The organism is Haloarcula sp. CGMCC 1.2071, from assembly GCF_037078445.1.
Classification (GTDB): Archaea; Halobacteriota; Halobacteria; order Halobacteriales; family Haloarculaceae; genus Haloarcula; species Haloarcula amylolytica.
Window position 1 is genome coordinate 13,916 of sequence record NZ_JAYMGY010000018.1, and the last position, 21,513, is coordinate 35,428.

13 protein-coding genes are annotated in these 21,513 nt (G+C 58.4%); 6 read left to right on the top strand and 7 right to left on the bottom strand.

Annotation, left to right across the window (positions count from 1 at the left end):
- Window positions 1–172: 172 nt before the first annotated feature.
- Window positions 173–1,084 carry a glycerophosphodiester phosphodiesterase gene (locus VI234_RS18855; RefSeq protein ID WP_049942831.1) on the top strand — a complete coding sequence of 304 codons (912 nt, stop codon included), beginning with the start codon at window positions 173–175 and terminating at the stop codon, window positions 1,082–1,084.
- Between the two features lie 48 nt (window positions 1,085–1,132).
- Here VI234_RS18855 and VI234_RS18860 read toward each other — a convergent pair whose 3' ends face one another.
- Window positions 1,133–1,924: an HAD-IIA family hydrolase gene (locus tag VI234_RS18860; protein ID WP_336330903.1), complete on the bottom strand. Its 792-nt coding sequence runs from the start codon at window positions 1,922–1,924 to the stop codon at window positions 1,133–1,135.
- A gap of 122 nt (window positions 1,925–2,046) precedes the next feature.
- Window positions 2,047–3,348: an MgtC/SapB family protein gene (locus VI234_RS18865; protein WP_008308317.1), complete on the bottom strand. Its 1,302-nt coding sequence runs from the start codon at window positions 3,346–3,348 to the stop codon at window positions 2,047–2,049.
- A 299-nt stretch (window positions 3,349–3,647) separates the two neighbouring features.
- On the opposite strand from VI234_RS18865, the gene phnD reads away from it, so the two are divergent.
- The 5 genes from phnD (at window position 3,648) to VI234_RS18890 (ending at window position 8,832) form a co-directional block, all read left to right on the top strand.
- Entirely contained in the window at window positions 3,648–4,826 is a 1,179-nt protein-coding gene (gene phnD / locus VI234_RS18870; RefSeq protein WP_336330904.1) for a phosphate/phosphite/phosphonate ABC transporter substrate-binding protein, read from the top strand.
- A 15-nt stretch (window positions 4,827–4,841) separates the two neighbouring features.
- Window positions 4,842–5,657 carry a phosphonate ABC transporter ATP-binding protein gene (gene phnC / locus VI234_RS18875; protein ID WP_008308314.1) on the top strand — a complete coding sequence of 272 codons (816 nt, stop codon included), beginning with the start codon at window positions 4,842–4,844 and terminating at the stop codon, window positions 5,655–5,657.
- A gap of 5 nt (window positions 5,658–5,662) precedes the next feature.
- Complete coding sequence (phnE, locus tag VI234_RS18880; RefSeq protein ID WP_008308311.1) at window positions 5,663–6,478, top strand: phosphonate ABC transporter, permease protein PhnE; 816 nt, start codon at window positions 5,663–5,665, stop codon at window positions 6,476–6,478.
- Entirely contained in the window at window positions 6,478–7,272 is a 795-nt protein-coding gene (phnE, locus tag VI234_RS18885) for a phosphonate ABC transporter, permease protein PhnE (protein WP_008308309.1), read from the top strand. Before phnE (VI234_RS18880) ends, phnE (VI234_RS18885) begins: the two co-directional genes overlap by 1 nt.
- A 297-nt stretch (window positions 7,273–7,569) precedes the next feature.
- A complete protein-coding gene (locus VI234_RS18890) occupies window positions 7,570–8,832 on the top strand; it encodes an RNA-guided endonuclease InsQ/TnpB family protein (protein ID WP_336330905.1) in 1,263 nt (420 codons plus the stop codon).
- Window positions 8,833–9,494: 662 nt separating this feature from the next.
- Here the strand turns inward: VI234_RS18890 and VI234_RS18895 are convergent.
- From VI234_RS18895 to pglX (VI234_RS18915), 5 genes are all read right to left on the bottom strand, one after another.
- The gene (locus VI234_RS18895; protein WP_336330906.1) at window positions 9,495–12,410 is read right to left on the bottom strand and encodes a helicase-related protein; all 2,916 of its coding nucleotides are present in this window, start codon (window positions 12,408–12,410) and stop codon (window positions 9,495–9,497) included.
- 82 nt (window positions 12,411–12,492) lie between these two features.
- Entirely contained in the window at window positions 12,493–16,689 is a 4,197-nt protein-coding gene (gene pglX / locus VI234_RS18900) for a BREX-5 system adenine-specific DNA-methyltransferase PglX (protein WP_336330907.1), read from the bottom strand.
- Window positions 16,690–16,767: 78 nt separating this feature from the next.
- Window positions 16,768–18,960 (bottom strand): BREX-5 system phosphatase PglZ, encoded by a 2,193-nt coding sequence (pglZ, locus tag VI234_RS18905; RefSeq protein WP_336330908.1) that lies wholly within the window; start codon window positions 18,958–18,960, stop codon window positions 16,768–16,770.
- Between the two features lie 2 nt (window positions 18,961–18,962).
- On the bottom strand, window positions 18,963–19,394 hold the full coding sequence (locus VI234_RS18910; RefSeq protein ID WP_151148308.1) for a hypothetical protein: 432 nt from the start codon (window positions 19,392–19,394) through the stop codon (window positions 18,963–18,965).
- A 9-nt stretch (window positions 19,395–19,403) separates the two neighbouring features.
- Window positions 19,404–21,428: a BREX-5 system adenine-specific DNA-methyltransferase PglX gene (gene pglX / locus VI234_RS18915; RefSeq protein WP_336330910.1), complete on the bottom strand. Its 2,025-nt coding sequence runs from the start codon at window positions 21,426–21,428 to the stop codon at window positions 19,404–19,406.
- Between the last annotated feature and the right edge of the window lie 85 nt (window positions 21,429–21,513).

Below are 21,513 nucleotides of genomic sequence, written 5' to 3' on the forward strand. Positions count from 1 at the left end.
CTATATATTGATATATACATTCACTCTGCAGCCGTTTCTACTGCTGTATAACCCAAATAAACTCAAGAAAACGCAATGGTATATACTGATATGTGCAATCAATAGTTATATATAGATTGTGTAGGTAATAGGCCACGGAATGGTTCGAATACCAGACATATGCCGACGAACCGTGCTGAAGAGTACGTCTGCTGCCGCACTGGGCTCCATTGTAGGCACTGCGGCTGGCAGGGAAAACGATCACAGCAGTACCGAACCGCCTATCGCTTCTCCACCGATCCTCGCTGCACACCGTGGCTACCGCGGGCTGTATCCGCAAAACACCATCGCCGCAGTTCAGCAGGCGGCGTACGGCGGTCCCAGCAGTCACGAGTACAATACCGATATGATGGAATGTGACCTCGTGCCTGCGGGCGGGAAGCCCTGGAAGGGTGAGGACTTCGAAATCGTCGTTTTCCACGACGATAAGCTCGACGACCTGACAGACGAATCCGGGTACGTCTGGGAGAACGACGTGCAGACGGTTCTGAACGCTGAAATCCGTGACAGCGGACAGACGATCCCCCGACTAGACGAGTTCGTCGAAGCGACTCCGGACAGTATCCCACTCGACATCGAGTGGAAGGCCGCTGGTGTCTCTCCCGACGACGACGCGTCGGAATCCGATGTCGAGACCTGGGACCCGTTCACGGAACAGGCACTCGAAGTCCTTTCGCATCACGAAAACGACGTTATCATCCAGTCGTTCCAGAAGGCTGCGCTGGAGTCCGTCCGAAACGCGGACGCCAGTATTCCAATTGCGTACCTGTTCTGGGATTCAATCGAGGACGGTCTTGCTATCGTCCGTGACCTGGACGCGGAGTACATCCAGCCGCCGTACAATATGATCATGAACACGCCCTTCTTCAACGAGGACTACTATCTCGAAGACCCGGATTTCGCCGAGATCGATCTGGTCGAGACCGCACACGAGGAAGGTCGGAAGGTAATCCCGTACACGATAACGACATGGCATCAGGCGGAGAAACTGGTCGAGGCCGGTGTCGACGGAATCATCGCTGACTACCCCGGAGTGCTCGACTGAGAATTGGGTATCGAGACCCTGGAAACAGTTACTCCCCTGTTTCCGGACCTACTGTCCGTTTTCTACGATAGCTGCCAGTTCTGAAAGGTCGGTCACGACGTGGTCCGCGCTCACGTCACTCTCCTCTACGTCCGCCGTACTGGTAACGCCAGTTAGCGGCAGTACCGTCTCCATCCCGGCCTGGTTTCCCATTCTGATGTCTGTCCCGAGTCGATCACCGATCATGAGACAGCGCTCCGGCTCGCCACCGAGCCGTTCCAGCGCCATCTGAAGGATTACGTTGGACGGCTTGCCGATCAACTGGTCCAATTCCTGCCCGGTAACTCCTTCTATTGCCCCGATCATCCCTGCTGCATCGGGTATCTCACCACCATCTACCGGACACGTTCGATCCGGGTTGGTCGCAACGAAAAGCGCGTCGTTCTCCGTAAGTGCGATTAGCGCATCTTGTAGCGCCTGGTAATCGAAACCGAAATCAAGTGATGCGATCACAGTGCCCGCTCGTTCGGGGTCGGACGTCGTTTTCAATCCAGCGGCACGCAACTCCGCGACCAGAGCGTCCTCGCCGATGACGTAGATTTCGCGCTCCGGGTACTGCGCGGATAGATAGTCCGCTGATGCAGTGGCGGACGTGATTATGTCCTCACTGCTGCACTCGATGCCCAGCGCGTTCAGTTTCTCGCAATACTTCTCCCGCCGGTCGATCGGCTTGTTCGTGACGAACAGCGTCGAAAGCCCCGCCTTACGTACTGTCCGCACCCCCTCTGCAGCGTTTTCGACTAACGAATCCCCGCGATATATCGTCCCGTCGAGGTCGATGATGGCACTGGTGTACGTCATCTAGAGTTCCTCCATTTCGAACAGTGACGCTTCGGCAGAAGCCGCTGCCGACGTGACCACAGGCGCTTCCTCTGCCGCAGGGGCCGCGGCGACCCTCGAAACACGCTGATAGCTTTGACTGTTCATATCAATTGGATACTGATAACCACGCCGCTGATTCCGATCAGCGACAAGTAGAGTGACTTTCGTACCACCGGCGCTAGCAGTGAGCGGTTGATACTCGCTGCAAACCCGATTTTAACGAGTATACTGGAGAGCGTCCCGGCCAGCACGCCTTGCGCCGCTACTGCCGGCGATATCTGACCCGTCGACGTCAGCGTCACTGCGGTCGTTGTCGTCGTGCCGCTCGATACGATGCCGCTGAGGAAGCTCGTAATCAGGAACCCGGCTGTTCCGAAGATGCGCTGTGCTCCGGCAGTCAGAATCAAGACAGCGAGGAAGAGCAGTCCGAATTTCAGCGCATTCGCGCTGCTAAACGGCGAGTCGAAATCCAGTTCCAGATCTCCCTCCCAGTCGCTATCGTAATATGCGAGTCCGACGCCACTAATCGCGATCAGGCCGAGCGGGAGTCCAACGCTGACAGCCGACTCGGGGACGAATGCAACGATGATCGCTAAATTACGGACCGCCATCGCCGCGTCGGCTATCAGTATCGTTCCGACTGCGAGCTCTGTGATCCCCGCATTGTTCTTTGCCCGGCCCGCGATTTCGCCGATCACGGCAGTGGAGTTCACCAGCCCGCCGAAGAAGCCAGTTACGGCGATCCCCTTGCTGCCGTATCGCTGCATCACGATATAGTTGACAAACCCGATCCCACTGACTGCGATCACGAGCATCCAGACCAGTTTCGGATCAATCGCGTCCCATGGCCCGTACGTCCCGCCAGGCAGGAGCGGATACACGACAAACGAGATGATCGCAAACTCACCTGCGCTGCGTACTTCTTCTCGCGATAGCTGGTTCGCAAACTCGTGTAGCTCCCGCCGAAGGACTAGCAGGAACGACGACGTTATGCCAATAATGACGCCGATCAGAACGTGATTGGCTCCGACCAGTATCCCGACCGCGTACGCGACAAGTAACGAGGTCGAGGTTGTCAGAGACAGGCCGAACTCCAACTCACTATCGTCGCTGGTCCACTGTGCGACTATTCCCCGGATCCCGAGCAACCCCCCTTGCACGAGTACCAATGCCCCTCCCAAGGCAAGCAGTATCCTCTCGTCGAGTGACATTGCGGCAGCGCCGACCAGACTCGTCAGCGTAAACGTTCGGATTCCCGCAGACTTGTTGGCCCACTCTCGTTCGAGCCCGAGCAGCATACCCAGTGCACCTGCAATAAATAGGTGGAGTATCTCAGTATCGACAGTTATCCCCTCTATACCTCCGAAAGCAGCCGTATTCGCGATTGCACTCATTACAGTCATCTTATCTTACAAACGGTGGTTCCGTCATTTTTATATAGTCTATATACTACTATATTCTATATGGAGACAAATATACTGATGGGTAATAGGTGTTGGCCTTGAGGATCGCTTGAATATTGCCGTGGCCCCTGCGGAACTCGAAGGTCGCCCTCGATTACTGCTTAGTGTCCAGTATCCTTCATATATCTGAATCTAATACTTATTCTAGTTTTTATATGAAGAGCGCGTAAAACTCGGTATGACGGGTTTGTTGTTTTGTCAGATTTAAACATAAATACTTTTTAACCCAGGTTTCGCACATGTCTGCGTCGACAATGAAACAGAACCCAGTTGACCGACGATCTGTGTTGAAAATTGGCGCTACTGCGCTTGCAGCGGGCGTTGCAGGCTGTTCTCAGGAGAGTAGCCAGAACACCGAAGCGTCTGGTGGTGACAGCACTGATAGCAGTGACGGCTCCAGTAGTGGTGACGGTAGTTCCGGACAGAGTACCAACTATCCCGAGTTCGATCCGGCGAACCCGGAGTTCCCGCAGCTGATGCAGACGCTCATCGAGGCAGGGTTCGAGACGGGGTCCCTGCAGGACCTGAAGAACATGAAGGAGCGCGAGAAGCCCCGCTACGGTAACCCCGTCCAGAGTACTCCCGATAATCAAGACGACCTGATTGACCCGGACCGCATCGCGTTTGCGATGACGCCGACGGAGGACCCGGCAGTCTACCGGGATACGATGCAACCGCTGATGGACAACATCGCCGAAGAGACGGGGAAATCGGTCAAGTACTTCCCCCTCAACTCGTACGCGTCCCAGATTGAGGCGATGCGATCCGAGCGCCTCCACGTCGCCGGGTTCTCCACTGGGCCAACGCCGTTCGCTGTGAATCTGGCCGGCGCTGTCCCGTTCTCGCTCCAGATCTCGAAGGAGGGGGACTTCGGTTATCGGCTGTGGCTCGCCACACAGGCGGATAACGACGACATCTCGTCGCTTGAGGATATCAAAGGCAAGCGTGTCGCACACGCCGAACCGTCGTCTAACTCCGGGAACCTCGCTCCGCGTGCGCTGTTCTCGAACCAGGGCGTTACTCCGGGAGACGACTACGAAGTGAGCTACTCTGGCGGGCACGAACAGAGCATCCTCGGTGTGGCAAACGACGACTACGACGCTGCCCCCGTTTGTAGCACCTGTGTCACGCGTGTTGCGGAGGCGGACAACATTGATCCGTCGAATCTCAAAGTCGTGTGGGCCAGCAACCCGTTCCCCACAACGAGCTTCTGTTACCGCTACAACCTGAAACCAGAAATTCAGGAAGGCATCAGGGCGGCATTCCTCGATTACGACTACTCGGACACCAAGATCGCGGAGGTATTCGGCGGTCGCGGAAAATGGACGGGGATTGATTACGCCACTGTCTACGATATCATCCTCCAGATTCAGGAGAACAACGACATCAAGTACAACACCGAGAACATCGAAGGCTAAGAAGAGAACCGAATAATGCTCACTGTAGATAATCTGGAAAAAACGTACGACTCCGGTGATAAAGCACTCAAAGGTGTCTCATTCGAAGTCAGTGGTAACGAGATCGTCGCGATCATCGGGCCAAGCGGAGCCGGAAAAAGCACGCTCGTTCGTAGTATCAACAGGCTGACCGAGCCAACTGGCGGGCGTGTCTCGCTCGATGATACAGAGGTGACCGGCCTGGACAAATCAGCCCTTCGCGATGTCCGTCGCGATATGGGCATGATCTTTCAGGAGTTCAATCTCGTCGAGCGCCTCACGGTGATGGAGAACATACTCTCCGGCCGCCTTGGCTATCTCAGTACGTGGAACGCGTTCCGTCGGAACTTCCCACCAGAGGATATCAAGCGCGCACGGGAGATCCTCAGTCGGGTGAACCTAGAGGGCGTCGAGAACAACCGTGCAGATGAACTCTCCGGCGGCCAGCGACAGCGCGTCGGTATCGCCCGTGCCGTCATTCAGCGGCCGAAAATTCTGCTCGCTGACGAACCGACGAGTGCGCTGGACCCCGATACCTCCCGGGAGGTTATGAGCCTCTTGACGGACATCGCTCACGAAGACGATATCCCGATCATCATCAACATCCACGAAGTCGATCTGGCGGTCGACTACGCGGACCGGATCATCGGACTCAGTGACGGTGAGATCGTCTTTAACGGCCCACCTGACGATCTGGATCAGGCAGCCAGAGACGAAATCTATCGCGGTGGTGAATCCATTGCGGACCGCGAGGAGCCGAGTGCTGGTAGCAGCACCGGCTCTGACGACGTCATTGCTGAACGAGGTGACTAATCAATATGGCTGCTGAATCTGGATCGGCCGTTGAAGGATCTTGGGAGCGGCCCACAGTCTTCTACAACAAGAAAGTCAAGTATCTCATCTACGGGCTTATCTTGTTGTTCTTCGCGTATAGCTTCTGGAACCTTCGGATCTCCCCCAGCCGGTTCGTGCGAGGGATCGGAGCTGGTGTCGAACTCGTCACGAGTATGCTCCCACCAGCGTACACTCCGTCGCAGCGAGACCTCCTCATACAGGGGATCGTCGAGAGTATCGTGATGACGATTGTCGCCACGACAATCGGCATCATCGTCAGCGTGCCGGTCGCTGTCATGGCTTCAAATAACCTCTCGCCGAAGCCAGTCTACTACGTCGGTCGCAGCATCGTTGCAGTCACGCGCTCACTCCACGAGCTCATTGTTGCGATCATTATGGTCAAAGCGGTCGGATTCGGTCCGCTCGCTGGTGTCCTTGCCCTCGCGTTCAAAACGATCGGATTCTTCGCGAAACTCCTCGCAGAGGAGATCGAAGACATCGATCGTGGGCAGATGGAGGCGATCACTGCTGCCGGCGGGACGCCCGTTCAGACGTATCTCTACGGCGTTCTCCCGCAGGTAATGCCCCGGATCGTCGGGCTGTCGATTTACCGCCTGGACATCAACCTCCGACACAGCACTGTCGTCGGAATCGTCGGAGCGGGTGGTATCGGTATCACGCTGCTGAACTCCTTCGATAAGTACGATTACCAGTTTAGCATGGCAATTATCGCTGTCATCGTCGCCATCGTCATGGTTGGTGAAGGTGTCAGCGCTCTCGCTCGGAGGCGGATCCAATAATGTCAAACAGCACTGACTCCTGGAGCCGGTTCGACCGCCGTGAGCGCTTACTCCGGTTCTTCGGGCTGCTAGCTGGACTCGTCATTCTCGTCGCAGCCTGGCGCGCCATGGAAGTGAATTACGGCTACGCCGTGACTGCCCCGCGTGAGCTGGCCGACCTCTTCGGCCGGATGTATCCCCCCAATGTGGGGTACTCCCGGGAGATTGTCGGGCCGCTGCTCGAGACGATCAATATCTCCATCCTGGGGACGGCACTGGCCATCGTGATGGCGATCCCGGTTGCGTTCCTCGGAGCCAGTAACACGTCGCCCAACAAGCCGGCGTACCTGCTGGGGAAGTTCATCATCTCGTTTACCCGTTCGGTCAACGTCATCATCTGGGCGCTGATCTTCGTGGTTATCTTCGGCCCTGGGGCCCTCGCTGGCGTGCTGGCGATCTCGATCAGATCGATCGGGTTCACTGCAAAGCTAATCGCGGAAGCCATCGAGGAGATCGACCGCGGGTCTGTCGAAGCGATCACTGCAGCTGGAGCATCGCCGATTGATGTGCTCATCTACAGTATCGTTCCACAGATCAAGCCGGCGTTCATCAGTGTCGCGACGCTTCGATGGGATATCAACGTCAGAGCGTCGACGATCATCGGGTTCGTCGGCGCAGGCGGGATCGGTGTCCCGCTCCAGACTGAGATCAATTACTTCAACTGGGAAGCAGTCCTGACGATCCTCATCTCGATTCTGGGCCTTGTGCTCATCAGTGAAGCCATCTCGGCCTATCTGCGCAAGAAAGTAATGTAGGCGAGCAGTCCGCTCGTATCGCCTATTATTATCCGTCTAACTAAATACATAATATTGTAGATTATCTATCAAAAAACTTATATGTTTGGGCTGTATATTGCCAGTGGGGCCAACGCCAGTGTCTGCCAACCTGGTTTCCCCACTCTCCGTTTTACAGCAGTAGCGAGGCGAAAGCCCACCCGTTTACGGGTGTGGATGAAGCCGACAACTGGGCATCTCTCTACGCTCGTAGCCACGGCTGGATATTCCACGCCGAGATGTCCAACGTTTATGTAATTAAAAATACTATGCTTACATATGTCGAATCAGGTTGTCACTCGGACACTCAAAGCGAGTATCTGCAACCACTCGCAAGTCTGTGACGACCTCGATTCGCATGGCTTTGCCGCGTCGAAATTGTGGAACGTCGGGCGATGGACGATCTCGCGTGTCTGGGACGCTATCGGCCACATTCCAGACGCCGACGAACTCTGTTCGTACCTCAAAACCCACGAACGCTATGCAGACTTGCACAGCCAATCTAGTCAGCGAGTTCTTCAGGAACTCGGTGAGGCGTTCGTCTCGTGGTACGAACAAGACGACCCGGAGGCGAGCCCACCCGGCTACCGCAAACACGGCGACGACCACCCACGCTCGACGATGACGTGGAAAAACCAGGGCTTCAAACTCGACACGCAGTACAACCGTGTCCGACTTTCCAAGGGCACGAACATGAAAGAGTCGCGCTACGCCGCCGACTACATACTCTGTGAATACACACTCCAAGCAGACGACCAGACGCTTGACGCTGTTGAAAACGTCCAGACGGTGCGTGCTGTCTGGACTGGTGAGCAGTGGGAGCTACATTTCGTCTGTAAAATGCGGATTGAGACGCCTGAGACGCCCGGTGAGAAGACAGCAGGTGTTGACCTCGGTATCTGCAACACTGCGGCTGTCTCTGTCGGTGACGAGACGCTGTTGTATCCAGGGAACGCCCTGAAAGAAGACGCTCACTACTTCCGACAGCAGGAATACGACACGGAAGGCGAGAATGGCCCCAGCGACCACGCAGAGTGGGCACGACAGAAGAAATCCCGGCGACAAGAACACTTCCTACACGCTCTCTCGAAAGACATTGTTGAGCAGTGTGCTGACCGAGGTGTTGAGACAATTGCAGTCGGCCATCCGAAGAACATCCGTGACGACCAAGACTGGGGACGACACGGCAACAAACGCCTGCACGACTGGGCGTTTGAAACACTGCTCAACCACATCGAGTACAAAGCCCACGAACGCGGTATCGACGTAGTGCGTGTGGACGAAGCAGGATTGAAAACATCGAAAACCTGCTGTGACTGTGGGACGGAAGCTAACTCAAATCGGGTTGAACGTGGCCTGTACGTGTGTGCAAACTGCGACTTAGTTGCGAACAGTGACCTGAACGCGGCAGAGAATATGCGAAAAACGGTAACTCCGAGTCCTGCGAAGGATAGGAGTAACGGCTGCTTGGCTCAGCCATCGGTATACCTGTTCGACAAATCCACGGGGCAAGTAGCCCCACAAGAACAGGTCGTTCCGTGAACCATAATATCCCAATCAAGCGGTGCGGTGCCGTGGGAATCCCACGACTTCAGTCGTGTGGAGGAAGTCAAGAGTGCCTCTATCGACGGATACAGCGTCGCGAGACAAGTCATTCCGCAAGGAAGCAGGATATCGGGGCCGTCGGTGCGGCCCGGATACCGGAGTGGATCTCCTGCCTGACCGTGATGCTCGCACCAATGTGTATACGTGAGCTTACGATGTCTTACACCAGGGTCACGCTGATATACTCGAACCAGTCTGTGGCCGCCCCGCTGCTGGAGAGACTGGTAGTGACGGCAGACGAACTCCCGGATACGTGTCACGAGGGCTGCTATCTCCTCACTCAGGTCAGCAACGGAATGGTGGGCAGCCGGGGGGGAGTGGCGTGCAACGCACCATTCGAAGTCGTCATCCACGACGACAGGTTCTGGACTCGGGCCAATCGATGATCTGAATCGGATTCAAGGGGGAAATGGAGCGAGGACCAGAACCCACCTACCGGTACACAGTTGGTAACAAAAACAGTTGTGATATCGGCTTGCAGTCTATCGGTTCTGTGATTGCGCGGCCACGAACGCGCTCTCGGAAGGAAAATTATTCAGCCGACTGTCAGCGAGCCCGTCGGAATTCCGACACTGGGGTAGTCTCGTTCAGAAACCGATTCATAATGGGAGAGTCAAACAGTAGTTCTCAACCTCGGGCGCCAGTGAGATAATCTGTTCTCGGCGCTCTAATTCACGGCGACGTGTCTCGATTCGCTCTTCGAGCTGTTCAAGTCGCTCCTGTTGGCCACGGATCGCGATGTCCATATCCGAGCCGGCGTCGGATTTGCGCTCGTACTCCTCGATGAAGGACTCGATCCGTTCTCGTTCCGCCTGTGCATACTCCTCGAGATTCTCCAACTCCTGGGCGGTCTCCTTGTGACGTTTCTCCTGAAGATGGTTCTTGATCTCGTTGACACGCACGCTCACGTACCGGTCGGCGGCCGTCCGTAAGTCGGATTGAGCGTCGAGAACCGTTCGCAAGCCGTCGACGTCGGGCTTTGCTGCTACCGAATCGCTCTCGACGACACGTTCACCAAGCGCCTGCTGAGCGTCCTCTTGCGTCGCATCCACGAAGACGGGGATGGTCTCCTCTCGAATCACATCGCCAGTGCCGTCCTCGAACGCTACGCGATAGTTGTAGGTGATCCCCGGCGTGTCGACGAACGGCAGCAGTTTGAGTCCGACCGCACCGCGCTCGTCCTCCAACACGCGTGCCATGAGCCGTTGCAGGACGTCCGTGTCCGGAGCGAGGTAGGTGATGTCCTCGTGATCCATCGCGAAGTCGCGGTCGAACGTGAACGGGCCGAACGTCGCATCTTGGCCGGGCGAATTGATCCCATCAGGCAACTCGGCTTGATAGAGGTTGGTACCGCGTTTCTCGAATTCGCCTCCGAAGGCTTCGACTGCTCGCTCGAAGAACTCGCGGATGTCTCCCTCGCTTCCGTAGACGTCCGCTGACTCGTCGACGACCTCCTGAATCTGCCGGCGACTCTCCGCGTCGAAGGTGCTCGTATCGACGAGGCTCCGCTCGTACCACTCCTCGAGCGTCCGCTGGCGCTCCTCGATCAGCTCCTCGAGTTCCGCTTTGGTCGCACTCGGCGGGTCGTCGTTCTCGATGGACTCCATGATGAGCGCATCCACGTCGATGTCGTCGAGGATGCCAAGCACGTCCGCTGTGTTTCCGAGCTGGGAGCGGATCTCCTCGACCTTGGTCTGGAGCATTTCGAAGATCTCGCTCTCGCGGGTGTCGTCGAAGAGGAAGTTCCAGACCTTGACCTCCTCTTCCTGTCCGTAGCGATGGATGCGGCCGATCCGCTGTTCGAGGCGGTTCGGGTTCCACGGAAGCTCGTAGTTAGCCATGATGTGACAGCTGTGCTGGAGATCGATCCCCTCACTCGCTGCATCGGTCGCGAACAGGAGTCGTGACTGCCCGTGATTGAATTCGTCTTCGATCCGGGTCCGTTCGTCCTTGTCAACGTCGCCGTGAATCACCAGAATCTCGTCGGCCCACGGCTCGTCCTGCACGAATTCGAGAAGGTAGTCCAGCGTATCGCGGTACTCCGTGAACAACAGGAGTTTCTCGTCCGGCTGTTCCTCGAGGAGTTGGGAGATGAACCGTCTGACTTTCTGGGCCTTGGAGTCGACCGGTAGATCCTCCGCCAGGGACACGAGGTCGCGGAGCGTATCGATCTCCTCTTGGAGCTGTTCGTCGGTGCTAGTGACGGTCAGACCGGCGATCTCGTCTTCCGCGTGTTGCTTGTCGTCCTCGTCTAGGTCCTCGCCGTCGAGGTAGGCTCGTGCTTCCTCGGAAAGACCGTCTGTTTCTGCCTCTTCGTCGAGAAGGTCGTCCAGTCGTCGTCGGAGCGTCGCGTGAATCGCGCCGACGCTGCTCACCAGTCGTTTCTGCATGAGCGCCATCGCGAACCCGACCGCGGGTTCGTTCAGCTTCTCCGAGCGGTTGTAGACGTTTTTCACGTAGTCGGTGACCGCCCGGTAGAACTGTCGTTCGTCGTGAGTCATCGAGACCGATACCGAGTTGACCTCGCGGTCCGGGAAGACGCGGTCACCGTCCTCGTCGTAGATGTCGGTCTTCCCGCGACGGATCATTACACGGTCGACTGTTTCCTGTGAGAGTTCCTGGTTTTCGGCGACGAGGAACGGATCGATGTACTCCACGAGCGAGCGGAACGCCTCGCCCTTCCCGTCGTGTGGCGTCGCGCTGAGAAGCAGCAACGAGTCGGAGTTCCCCGTGACGGCGTCAATCATCCGTGCCGTCTTGCTCGGTGAGTCCCCCCGCTTTGCAGCCTTGTGTGCCTCGTCGACCACGACGACGTCCCAGAACGCGTCCCGGAGTGCAGGCCGGAACTCGTCCTGCCGCAGGAACGCCATGCTGGTGACGAGCCGTTGCTGGTCTTGGGCCCAGATGTTAGCCTCCTCGCCGAGCCGTCGGCGCTCACCTTCCACCCACGCGCGGTCAGCCACGGTCAGGTCGATGTCGAAGAAGCGGTCCATATCCCGGATCCATTTCTTCTGGAGGTGGGCGGGAACGACGAACAGGACGCGGTCAGCACGATTCCGTGCAGCGAGTTCCTTGAGGACGAGGCCCGCCTCTATCGTTTTCCCGAGCCCGACGTCGTCACCGATAAGCGCCCGCTGCCGGAGCTTCTGCATCACCCAGTTTACGGCGTCAAGCTGATACGGCTCCAGTCGAACGAGCGAGTTCGAGATGCTCAGGAGCTGTCCCTGTTCGTGAGCGAGTTTGAGCTTCGTCGCCTGCGTCCGGAGGTCGAACCACTGCGCCGCGACCGCATCGTGATCCGGATGAAGGTCGTCGATTCGCTGGTTGGCCAACTCCTCGATTCCGGACTGCTGTGGCTGAATCTCTACATCGTCGAGACAGACAGTCTTGACGCCTTCCCCGTCGATGTATGCTCTCAAATATTCGATCTCGCCGACTGTCTGTGTTTTGATGACTTCAGCCGGCGTTCCGTTGAGAAGGACTCGTTGCCCGGACGAGAATGAAGAATCCGTCATCGAGTGCTACGTGTTCCAAAACGGCATAGACTCTTGAACCTTGTCAGCCACCGCCTCTGTCGGAGATCGGTTCCCCACCGCCTCAGAGTACGTTGTCTGCCACCACTTCCGGGACGATGTCTTGCTCGGCGAGCGGCGTGATGTTGATCGCGACGCCGTGTTTGTGGGTGGGCTGGTAGCCCGCGGTCACGACTTCTGAGAGCGCCCGTTCCTCCCAATCGCCGGAGATATCGGTCGCAACCTCGTCGCAGTTTGCAGCGATTTCGTCGGCCAGTTGCCGATACTCGTCAACGTCGGCCGCGAGTTCTGCGAGCAGTCGCCGCCGCTCGGCGACGCCGGTGTCTCCGATCTGTGACTGCTCGGCATCCTCGAACTGTTCGAAGTAGTACGTCATGAACAGGATCCCGTTGCTCGCGTAGTGGGCGGAGCCGACGAGATCGTCGTAGTACTCGAAGAGGTCATACAGGTGAGCTTCGACGGGTTCGGAGCCGTCTTCGGCGTACGCTTCGAAGGCAGTCTGTAGGTCGTCGAGCGCATCGACCCACTCGTCTTTGTTCTCCTGTACCGTTTCGTAGAACGAGGGACTGAACAGGTCTGCCATATCTACGTCCTTCAGGTCGGCGAGGGTTTCGAGAGTGTCTAGCCGTGATGCTGTCCGCTCCCGGAACTCCGCCACGCGTTCGGCTGCCTCGGCCGCGCGTTCCTGATTCACGCTGGGCCAGTCACGCGGGGTGGCCTGCGAAAGGTCGCCAAGCCGTTCTTCGAACGCGCTGAGCTGTTCGAGGGCGCTCTCACACTGGTCGTACTCTTCGGCGGCGTCGGCTCGCTCAGTGGTCGAGAGCGATTCGTCGTTCCGACGGCTGTTTGCCGCCGCCTGCCGTTCGCGGAGGTGTGTCCGCCGCGGTTCGAGATACTGGTTCTGCAGCCGGTCGAAGATGCTCGCGTCCAACTGATGGTAATCGACGAGACAGCCGAAGCCCTCGCCCGTGGCGTCGGAAACGAGTCGCTCGGTCGAGAGCCGCCAGAGGATCGGCGTTCGGTCGAACTCCGCGACGTGGTACTCGAACAGGTCGTTTTCGAGCCACGCCCGAAGGTTCGGGTACGCTTCGTCGCTCGCACTACGGTTCCCGAGTACCGCGTCGGCTTCCGCGAGGCGGTCGGTCGCGTGCTCGCCCCAGACACGTTCGAACTCCGCCTCGATGTGGGTCAGAAGGTCGTCCGTGCCGTCGATTTCGGAAAGCGGGATAATGCCGTCATCGGTGTCGTTGATCGCTCGGAGCGTGAAGTGGAGAAGGAGGTCTTTGACCTGTTGCGGGAAGTCGCTAGACGGCTCTGAGATGGCCGCTGGAGCATACGCCTCCTGTTCGCGTGGATCTTCGATGGTTCGGAGCGCGATCTCCTGAAGGATCGTTTCGCGCTGCCCGTCGGTGATGTCGAAGCAATCGAAGACGGCATCGTCGATGTCGTTCGCACAGGACTGGAGGGTTTGCTCGACTCGCGCCAAGTGCTTCGCGGCGGCAGTTCCGACCTGATTGAGCGAGTCTGCCGTGGACACAGTTTGTGTCGGGCTATCGAGAGCAAGCTCGTCCCGAAGTTCGCGGTGTGGATGGTCGTACTGCGGTAGCGGGTCATCGACACCGAGTGCATCGAGCAGGACAGGCCCATCGTAATGCGGCGACACGAAGTCGTACTGCCGCTTCGAGATGAGGTGCCCGACGGCCTCCCGGGCGAGGGTCGCCAGTTCGTCGATCTCTTCGAGGTCTTTCCGCCACGGGACTTTCGAGACGAACCCGACCTCCCACATTCGCTCGGAGGTCTGTGCAAGCATCAGATACGTGAATAGATGGCTATTCGTGTACGAGAGGGCGTTCCAGATAGCCCGGTCCGGAATCAGAACCGAGCCCTTGTGACCGAAGACGGACGAATCGTGGAGATACCCGAACCTCCGACCGCTTCGCTTTGCGACGGTGTACGTTAATGATTCGTTGAAGTAGGCGTCTGTATTGCGGGGGTAGGATTTCGGGTATCTATCGACTTCCGTCCCGTCTTCTCCCCAGAGGATGGTGTTCTTTATTCGAGGCAAAAGCCACGCATCAGCGCCCCCCTTCGCAAACGGCACCCATTCAGCGCCCCTGTCTTCCCAGAACTTATGCACGAACCGGGAATCGTCTGCGGTTGCGGTACCCTGTTTGATGTCTCCAAGCGTCTCCCGGTCCTCTAAGCCCGCATTATCCGCGTCGAGAACGGTATCGGACTGATAGATGCTTCGCAGGCCTCGCGGCACCCAATAAGAAAGCGGCGTGCCGGGAACCATCGCAAACTCGGACAGGTCTCGATGATAGAGTCGCTTGACACCGGTTTCAGAACCCTCGAAAGACGCGCTGATGAATTCCCCTTCCTTCTCACCCTTTGCAACATCCGGGAGGCGGATGAACGTCCCTGTCTGCCCGCTGTCTGCCTCGGAGCGAACGACTGTCCCGACAGTGCCGACGGTCGCGTTGTCGAGGATGTCGTACCCGAACTCCGAGAAGAAGTCGAACGCACCTCTCCCACCGACGAAATCCTCCCGGAAGGTCTGGAAGGACTTGTTGAACATGAACGACCACGGAACGAGCATCCCCGTGCGTCCGTCGGCTTTGGCCAGCCGATCACACGCCTCGAAGAAGTTGATGTAGTACTCCGTCGTATATTTGTAATTCTCGTTCTCTTCGACGTATTCCTGCACGGTGTCCGGCATTCGTCCCCCCGAACCATACGGCGGGTTCATAAGCGCCACGTCGTACGATTGGCTTAGCACTACCAGCAGATTCAGGAAACTCTTGAGGTTCTGTTCGCCGAACGAATCTGACGAGCGTTCACCAACGGCTTCTCGAAGTGCCTTCAAGAAGGAGTTCAGCGACTGGTGTGTTCCGTCGCCCCAGTCCGAGAGGTCCGTCTGACCGCTCTCGAACACGTCTTCGAGCGTCCCACTCACGTCGAGCAGGCTTCCGAGCGCCTCCGTGTGCTGGAACGTGTCGATGATCTCGCCCAGCGCCTCGCGCAGATCAGACCCTTCGCCGGTGATTTCGTCCAGCACTTCTGCGCCTTCCTCGACTTCTGCCACGCGGGCGTCCGCACAGACGATGTCGACGCTGGGCATCTCGAACTGGCCGTCTTCCTCCTCGGTGCGGGTTCGAGCCTTTAAGTAGAGATTGAACGCTGAAAGCTGACACGAGCGCAGGTCGATGTCGACGCCGTAGAGGTTGTGCTCCAGCACCTTCGCCGGGATCTCGGCGCGGTCGAGATCGGTTTCGGCCCACCAGATGCGCTCCAGTACGTCGAACGCATAGAGGAGGAAATGGCCGCTCCCACAGGCCGGGTCGATGACCCGCAGTTCCGACGGATGGTCGAACTCCGGTGCGTCGCCGGCCTCCTCGTCAGGGATGAGGTACGTACAGAGTTCGGGAACGGACGGGCTGTCCTCCGGCGTGACCAAGCGCTCTTTTCGCTCTTCGGGGCTGAGTGCGTCCGGCTGCGAAACGGCGTCTTCCTGTCCCGTGGCTTCGAGATAGAGCTTCCCGAGCGAGTTGTCGGTGAGCATCCGGACGACCCAATGGGGCGTGTAGAACTGGTTCGCCGGTCCCACGTCCTCCGGTTCGAGCGTGTTCTTCGCGTCGAGCGCTTCGACGACCGGGCGGTTGTAGTACTCGTACACCCAGCCCAGCACGTCGTCAGCCCGCCAGACCTCGTCGGGTACCTCGTCCAGCATTCCACAGAGATCTTCGTAGGTGTCGTCGTCGGGGTCGATCTGGCTGTAGGCGGTCGAGCGGTCGAAGAGGATCTCGATCTCCGCGGCCAGTTTGTCGCACGCGTTCCGATAGGCTTCGAGGACGGCCTCCTCCTCCAGCATGAACTCCTCGGTGACAAGCCGGTCAGCGGCCGGTGTGAGGCCGTCGTCACGGAAGGCCGTCACTTCGTCGTCGATGAAGTCCCGGACCTCCATGCAGCGAAGCGCGGCCAGCCGATTGACGACCGTGTAGCCGACGCCCGTAATGTACTGCTCGTGGGCCTCCTCCCAGTTGTGGCCATCGGCGGCTTCGAGTTCGATAGCTTCCACGAGGGTTTCCTGCGTCTCGCTCAGGGACGCGTCATCAGGACGGTCTGCCAGATCAGACGCTTCGAGCTGGTAGCGAACGTTCGCCTCGATACGGTCTCGCATCTCGGTGACGACCGCTTCCAGGTGTTCGCGCTCTTCCTTGTCGAGTTGCGCCTTTCGCGGGGCCAGAGCGTTCCCATCCATATGAGAGTCAGTGATATTCTCCCAGTACAACTGTGGTCTCTTGAATATTGCCCCATCGCGATGGCTCGACCAGGACAGCTACCCCTGCGTGATGCTGATGAAATCGAGCACGAACTCCTGTGGGAGCAGGCCACCGTGGTAGAACCGTGCGTCCCCGAGGCCCTGCTTTTTGAACCGCTTGAGCGGGCTCGCCAGGACGCTGACGTTGGCATCGAGATACCCCAGCCGGGAGCTGGAGTCGAGTAACACGCCGGGCAAATCCTCGTCCACGTCCTCCCCAGCGATCCATCGGCGTCCGGAGTCGGACGCTTCCGCTGGCCGAGAAATCTTCTCCGGCGACGCGCTGTCCGGGAGCAGGACGAACCCGTGGTCGGTCAGCACGTAGGCCTGGTCCCACTCTCCCTGTTCGAGCTTCGTCCCGATGAACTCCGCGAGCGAGTCGACGCGTCGGGCCAGCATCGCCTCGAGGTCGCTGAGTTCCTTCTCGCCGATGTCGTCGAGGTCGTTTTTGAAGTAGGCGACGCGCGTCGACTGCCAGCCGTCCTCGGTGTCGCGAGTGACCGTCCAGCCGTCGCCGCCCAACAGCGAGTTCCGCCGGTTCGTGTTCACCTTTCGGTTGTTTCGAAGGGGCTGTAACTCGCCGTCGACCAGCGAGACGTCGAACATCTGGATCTCTCCCGGCGTGAGTGCGGCCTTCCCGAACTCGGTCTCCGAGGGCAGCGTCCCGAGCCAGACGTCTTCGTCGACGGCGAACTCGGGGGCGTCGGCCGGGAGCGTCGCCACGTAGTCGCGCAACTCGTCCGCGAGCCGGCGCGCGAGGTCGAGTCGGAGGGCATCGATGACGAACAGTGCGACCGTCTGGCCGCTTTCGAGGCCGTCGGACTCCTTCGTGAAGAACTGATAGGAGTGGTCCTCGTCGACGAACGGAGCGCCGGCCTCGACAGTTTCGGTGACGCGGTCGCCGAGGGCTTCGAGGTACTCGACGTATTCCGACTGGAGCTGGGTGCGGAGGTCGTCGAGGGTATCGACGGCAGGGTGGTCGGCAGGGAGGTCGGACTCGGGCGCGCCGGCGACGACGAGGTTGAGCATCGCGTTGTCGATCTGCCACGTTCCGTCGTCCGGGTCGGCGTACAGCGAGACGACGTCGTCGGTGGCCCCCTCGTCCCACGTCTCGAGTTGGTGTGCGAGGCGGGCGACCTCCGCGGCCTGCTCCCACGTCTGCGTCCACGGACTGTCCGGGCCGTAGGCACCGCGGTAGGTGCCCCGGAAGTCCTCGCTGCCAAGGAGGGCGTCGTAGCGCTCCGCCGCGCGCGTGAGACACGTCTCGTAGTCGCCGGCGTCGAAGGACGCGTGCCACTCCTCCCAGAGTCGCCGTTCGAGCGCGGCGTCGACGAGACAGTCCGCGAGGTCCCACGGGTCGTCGACGTCCGCGACGACATCGGGCCAGGTCGCTTCGCCGAGGTAGCGGTCGGCGAGGAGACCGGCCGAGGTGGTGTTGTTCAACAGCGACTTGAGTTCGGGGAGGTCGTGATCGCCGGCCGTCTCGGCGCGGCACTCCGTCGGGAACCGTTCGGCGTCGACACCGGCGTGGATCAGCCACTCGGCGACGGCCCACCGACGCGTCGCCGCGACGATCCCCGCGGGTTCGTCCTCGCTGGCGACCGCGTCGACGCCCTCGCTGGTCAGCAAGTCCTGCATCTGCTCGATGGTTCCGGGGCTGTCGTCGATGTCGCCCCAGCCGTTCTCCAGCACGAACGCGACCGGGTCGGTGTAGCCGCCGGTGACGATCCGCGTGCGGAGCTGTTCGAGCGTCGGGAGCTGGCCGCCGGTGAGCTGGTCGTGGAGAATCCGCGCGATCTCGCGGCGCTTTGCGGGGTCGTCCGACCGCGTCGTGGTTTTCAGCTCCCACGCGTCGAGTTGCCCGCGCTCGAACGCGTGGACGGTGAGGTCTTCGATACTCATCTCCACCTCGCCGCCGGTGTGCTCGACGTCGCGGAACCAGTCGAAGTCGCCCTCGGCGTCTTCGGGCTCTTTGACGTGTGGAACGTACCAGACCTGTTCGCCGTCGACCGGGTTGGCTCGGAGTTCCAGCGGCGTCTCCTCGGCGACTTTCAGGTGAACGCCGAGTTCGTCACAGGCCTGCTCGATGACGTCTTCGAGGTAGTTCCCGTCGTCCCACCAGAGGACAATCGGGTCCGCTGATTCGGCTCGGTCGAACTCGTTTCGGATGGTGTCTTTCGCGGCTTCGGGGAGCGTTTGCGTTGCTTGCATAATCAGTTGGGACGGAGACCGTCGAGATACTCGTCTACCGGTGCGTTGGTGTAGTCAAGGTAGGCTGCTATCGAGAGAGTCGAAACAACAATGAGCAACGTCGTGCCCATCGCGTAGACATTCATACGTGACTCTGGGACGGCTGAATTGAAAAACTGCATTGTACTGATGAGTGTCACCCACCCGATGCTAGCCACGAGTAGCCAGTACCCGGTCAGCTTCTCCGCAAACCGCTCAGGGAGATCATACAGCACGACTGGGACACCGATGACGAACATCGGGCCAAGAAAGCCCCACATCGCGACGGAGTCCCAACTCAGTACGCCGAGGTACCCGAAAAAGTACGATACAGGGTAGCTAATCGGGAACAGCGATGCTCCGCAGAGCATCGCAAGAATCGCTTTCCCGACCGGGAATTCGACTTCGTTGCTCATGGGTCCGACTTACAGCACTTTGTCCTCGACGATTTCGGGGACGATGTCTTGCTCGGCCAGCGGCGTGATGTTGATCGCGACGCCGTGTTTGTGGTTGGGTTGGTAGCCGGCGGTCGTGATTTCCGACAACGCTCGGTCTGCCCAATCGCTGGGGATGTCTGCAGCGATCTCGTCGCAGTCGTCAGAGATTTTGTCGCCCAGTTGTGTGTACTCGTCAACGTCGGCCGCGAGTTCCGAGAGTAGCCGTTGTCGTTCGGAGACACCAGCGTCCCCGATTTGGGCCTGCCCAGCGTCCTCGAACTGGTCGAAGTAGTACGTCATGAACAGAATTCCGTTGCTCGCGTAGTGAGAGGAGCCGACGAGATCGGCGTAGTACTCGAAGAGGTCGTAGAGATGTGCTTCGACGGGTTCGGAACCATCCTCGGCGTATGCTTCGAAGGCGGTCTGCAGGTCGTCGAGCGCGTCGACCCACTCGTCTTTGTTTTCCTGTACAGTCTCGTAGAACGAGGGGCTGAACAGGTCTGCCATATCCACGCCCTCCAGATCGGCGAGTGATTCAAGAGTTTCCAGACGCGAAACGGTTCGCTCTCGGAACGCAGCCACACGTTCGGCTGCCTCGGCGGCACGGTCTTGCTTCTTGTCGGGCCATTCGCGTGGGTTGGGTTCAGAAAGTTCGCCAAGTTGTTCTTCGAAGGCGCTGAGCTGTTCGAGGCCGCTCTCGCACTGTTCGTACTCCTCGACGGCGTCGGCTCGTTCAGAACTCGACAGCGATTCGTCGTTCCGACGGCTGTTTGCCGCTGTCTGGCGCTCCCGGAGATACGTTCGCCGCGGTTCGAGATACTGGTTCTGTAGGCGGTCGAAAATGCTGGCGTCTAACTGGTGGTAGTCGACAAGGCAACCGAAGCCCTCGCCCGCTGGGTCAGAGACGAGTCGTTCGGTCGAGAAGCGCCAGAGAATCGGCGTCCGGTCGAACTTCGAGACGTGGTACTCGAACAGGTCGTTTTCGAGCCACGCACGGAGGTTCGGGTACGCCTCATCGCTCGCGCTCCGGTTTCCGAGTACCTCGTCGGCTTCTGCGAGGCGGTCGGTCGCGTGCTGCCCCCAGATGCGTTCGAACTCGGCTTCGATGTGGGTCAGAAGGTCATCTTTACCGTTGATCTCTGAGAGCGGGACGATGCCGTCGTCAGCGTCGTGGATCGCTCGGAGCGTGAAGTGGAGGAGGAGGTCTTTGACCTGCTCGGGGAAGTCTTCCGAGGGTGCTGTGATTGCTTCAGGATCATATTGTTCCTGTTTGCGTGGGTCTTCGATGGTCCGAAGAGCAATTTCTTGTAAAATCTGATCTTGGTGTTCTTGAGAGATTTCGAAGTGCTCAAAGATTTTTTCATCGATCAATTCAGCACTTTCTGCGAGGTTTTTTTGAATTACTTCACGATACCGATTAGCAGAAATCGCTACCTCGCGGAGTGTATTTTGTTCGTCCACGGATACCTCGGCCTCATGGGTTGGTGTATTCTCTAACAAATCTCTATGGGGATGTTGATGATAGTCGAGTGGATCATTAACTCCAAGTATTTTTAACAGAAGTGGCCCGGAATAATATGGAGAAGTGAACTCATGCTTCCTCAGTGAGAGGAGACACCCAATTATTTTTTTGGCCATAGCTTGGAGTTCGGCATCATCCTCCAGATCAGGAAACCATGGAAGTTTTGAAACATAGCTCACTTCCCATTTCCGTTCCGGGGTTTGTGCTAACATGAGATAGGTAACTAAACGGCTATTAGTGTAGGCTAGAAGACTCCAAATATCTGAATCTGCGATAATAACGGGGCCAGCATCTGAGAAGATAGATTCTGAGTGAAGGTAACCGAAGCGCCTCCCACTTCGTTTGGTTCTGTTGTACGTGATAGCTTGCCTGAAATAGTAGTCTTCATTTCGAGGATAAGAGCCATCATACCGTTTAAGCTCTGATCCGTCATTACACCAGTTCAGTACTAAGCTTATTCGCTCTTGCGTAGGAGATTGTTGATACTGCAGAGCGGTGGCTGTGGAGTCGAAGAGGACAAGGGCACCGCGTCAGCGGTGCCCGACACGAATGATTCCGCTAGATGTGTTTGGGTCG

Excerpts from the sequence above, each read along its gene's own strand:
- phnE (WP_008308309.1), top strand. The coding sequence starts at position 6,478 with ATGTCAAACAGCACTGACTCCTGGAGCCGGTTCGACCGCCGTGAGCGC.
- phnD (WP_336330904.1), top strand. The coding sequence starts at position 3,648 with ATGTCTGCGTCGACAATGAAACAGAACCCAGTTGACCGACGATCTGTG.
- pglX (WP_336330907.1), bottom strand. The coding sequence starts at position 16,689 with ATGGATGGGAACGCTCTGGCCCCGCGAAAGGCGCAACTCGACAAGGAA.
- VI234_RS18890 (WP_336330905.1), top strand. The coding sequence starts at position 7,570 with ATGTCGAATCAGGTTGTCACTCGGACACTCAAAGCGAGTATCTGCAAC.
- phnC (WP_008308314.1), top strand. The coding sequence starts at position 4,842 with ATGCTCACTGTAGATAATCTGGAAAAAACGTACGACTCCGGTGATAAA.
- phnE (WP_008308311.1), top strand. The coding sequence starts at position 5,663 with ATGGCTGCTGAATCTGGATCGGCCGTTGAAGGATCTTGGGAGCGGCCC.
- pglZ (WP_336330908.1), bottom strand. The coding sequence starts at position 18,960 with ATGCAAGCAACGCAAACGCTCCCCGAAGCCGCGAAAGACACCATCCGA.
- VI234_RS18910 (WP_151148308.1), bottom strand. The coding sequence starts at position 19,394 with ATGAGCAACGAAGTCGAATTCCCGGTCGGGAAAGCGATTCTTGCGATG.
- VI234_RS18895 (WP_336330906.1), bottom strand. The coding sequence starts at position 12,410 with ATGACGGATTCTTCATTCTCGTCCGGGCAACGAGTCCTTCTCAACGGA.
- VI234_RS18860 (WP_336330903.1), bottom strand. The coding sequence starts at position 1,924 with ATGACGTACACCAGTGCCATCATCGACCTCGACGGGACGATATATCGC.
- VI234_RS18865 (WP_008308317.1), bottom strand. The coding sequence starts at position 3,348 with ATGACTGTAATGAGTGCAATCGCGAATACGGCTGCTTTCGGAGGTATA.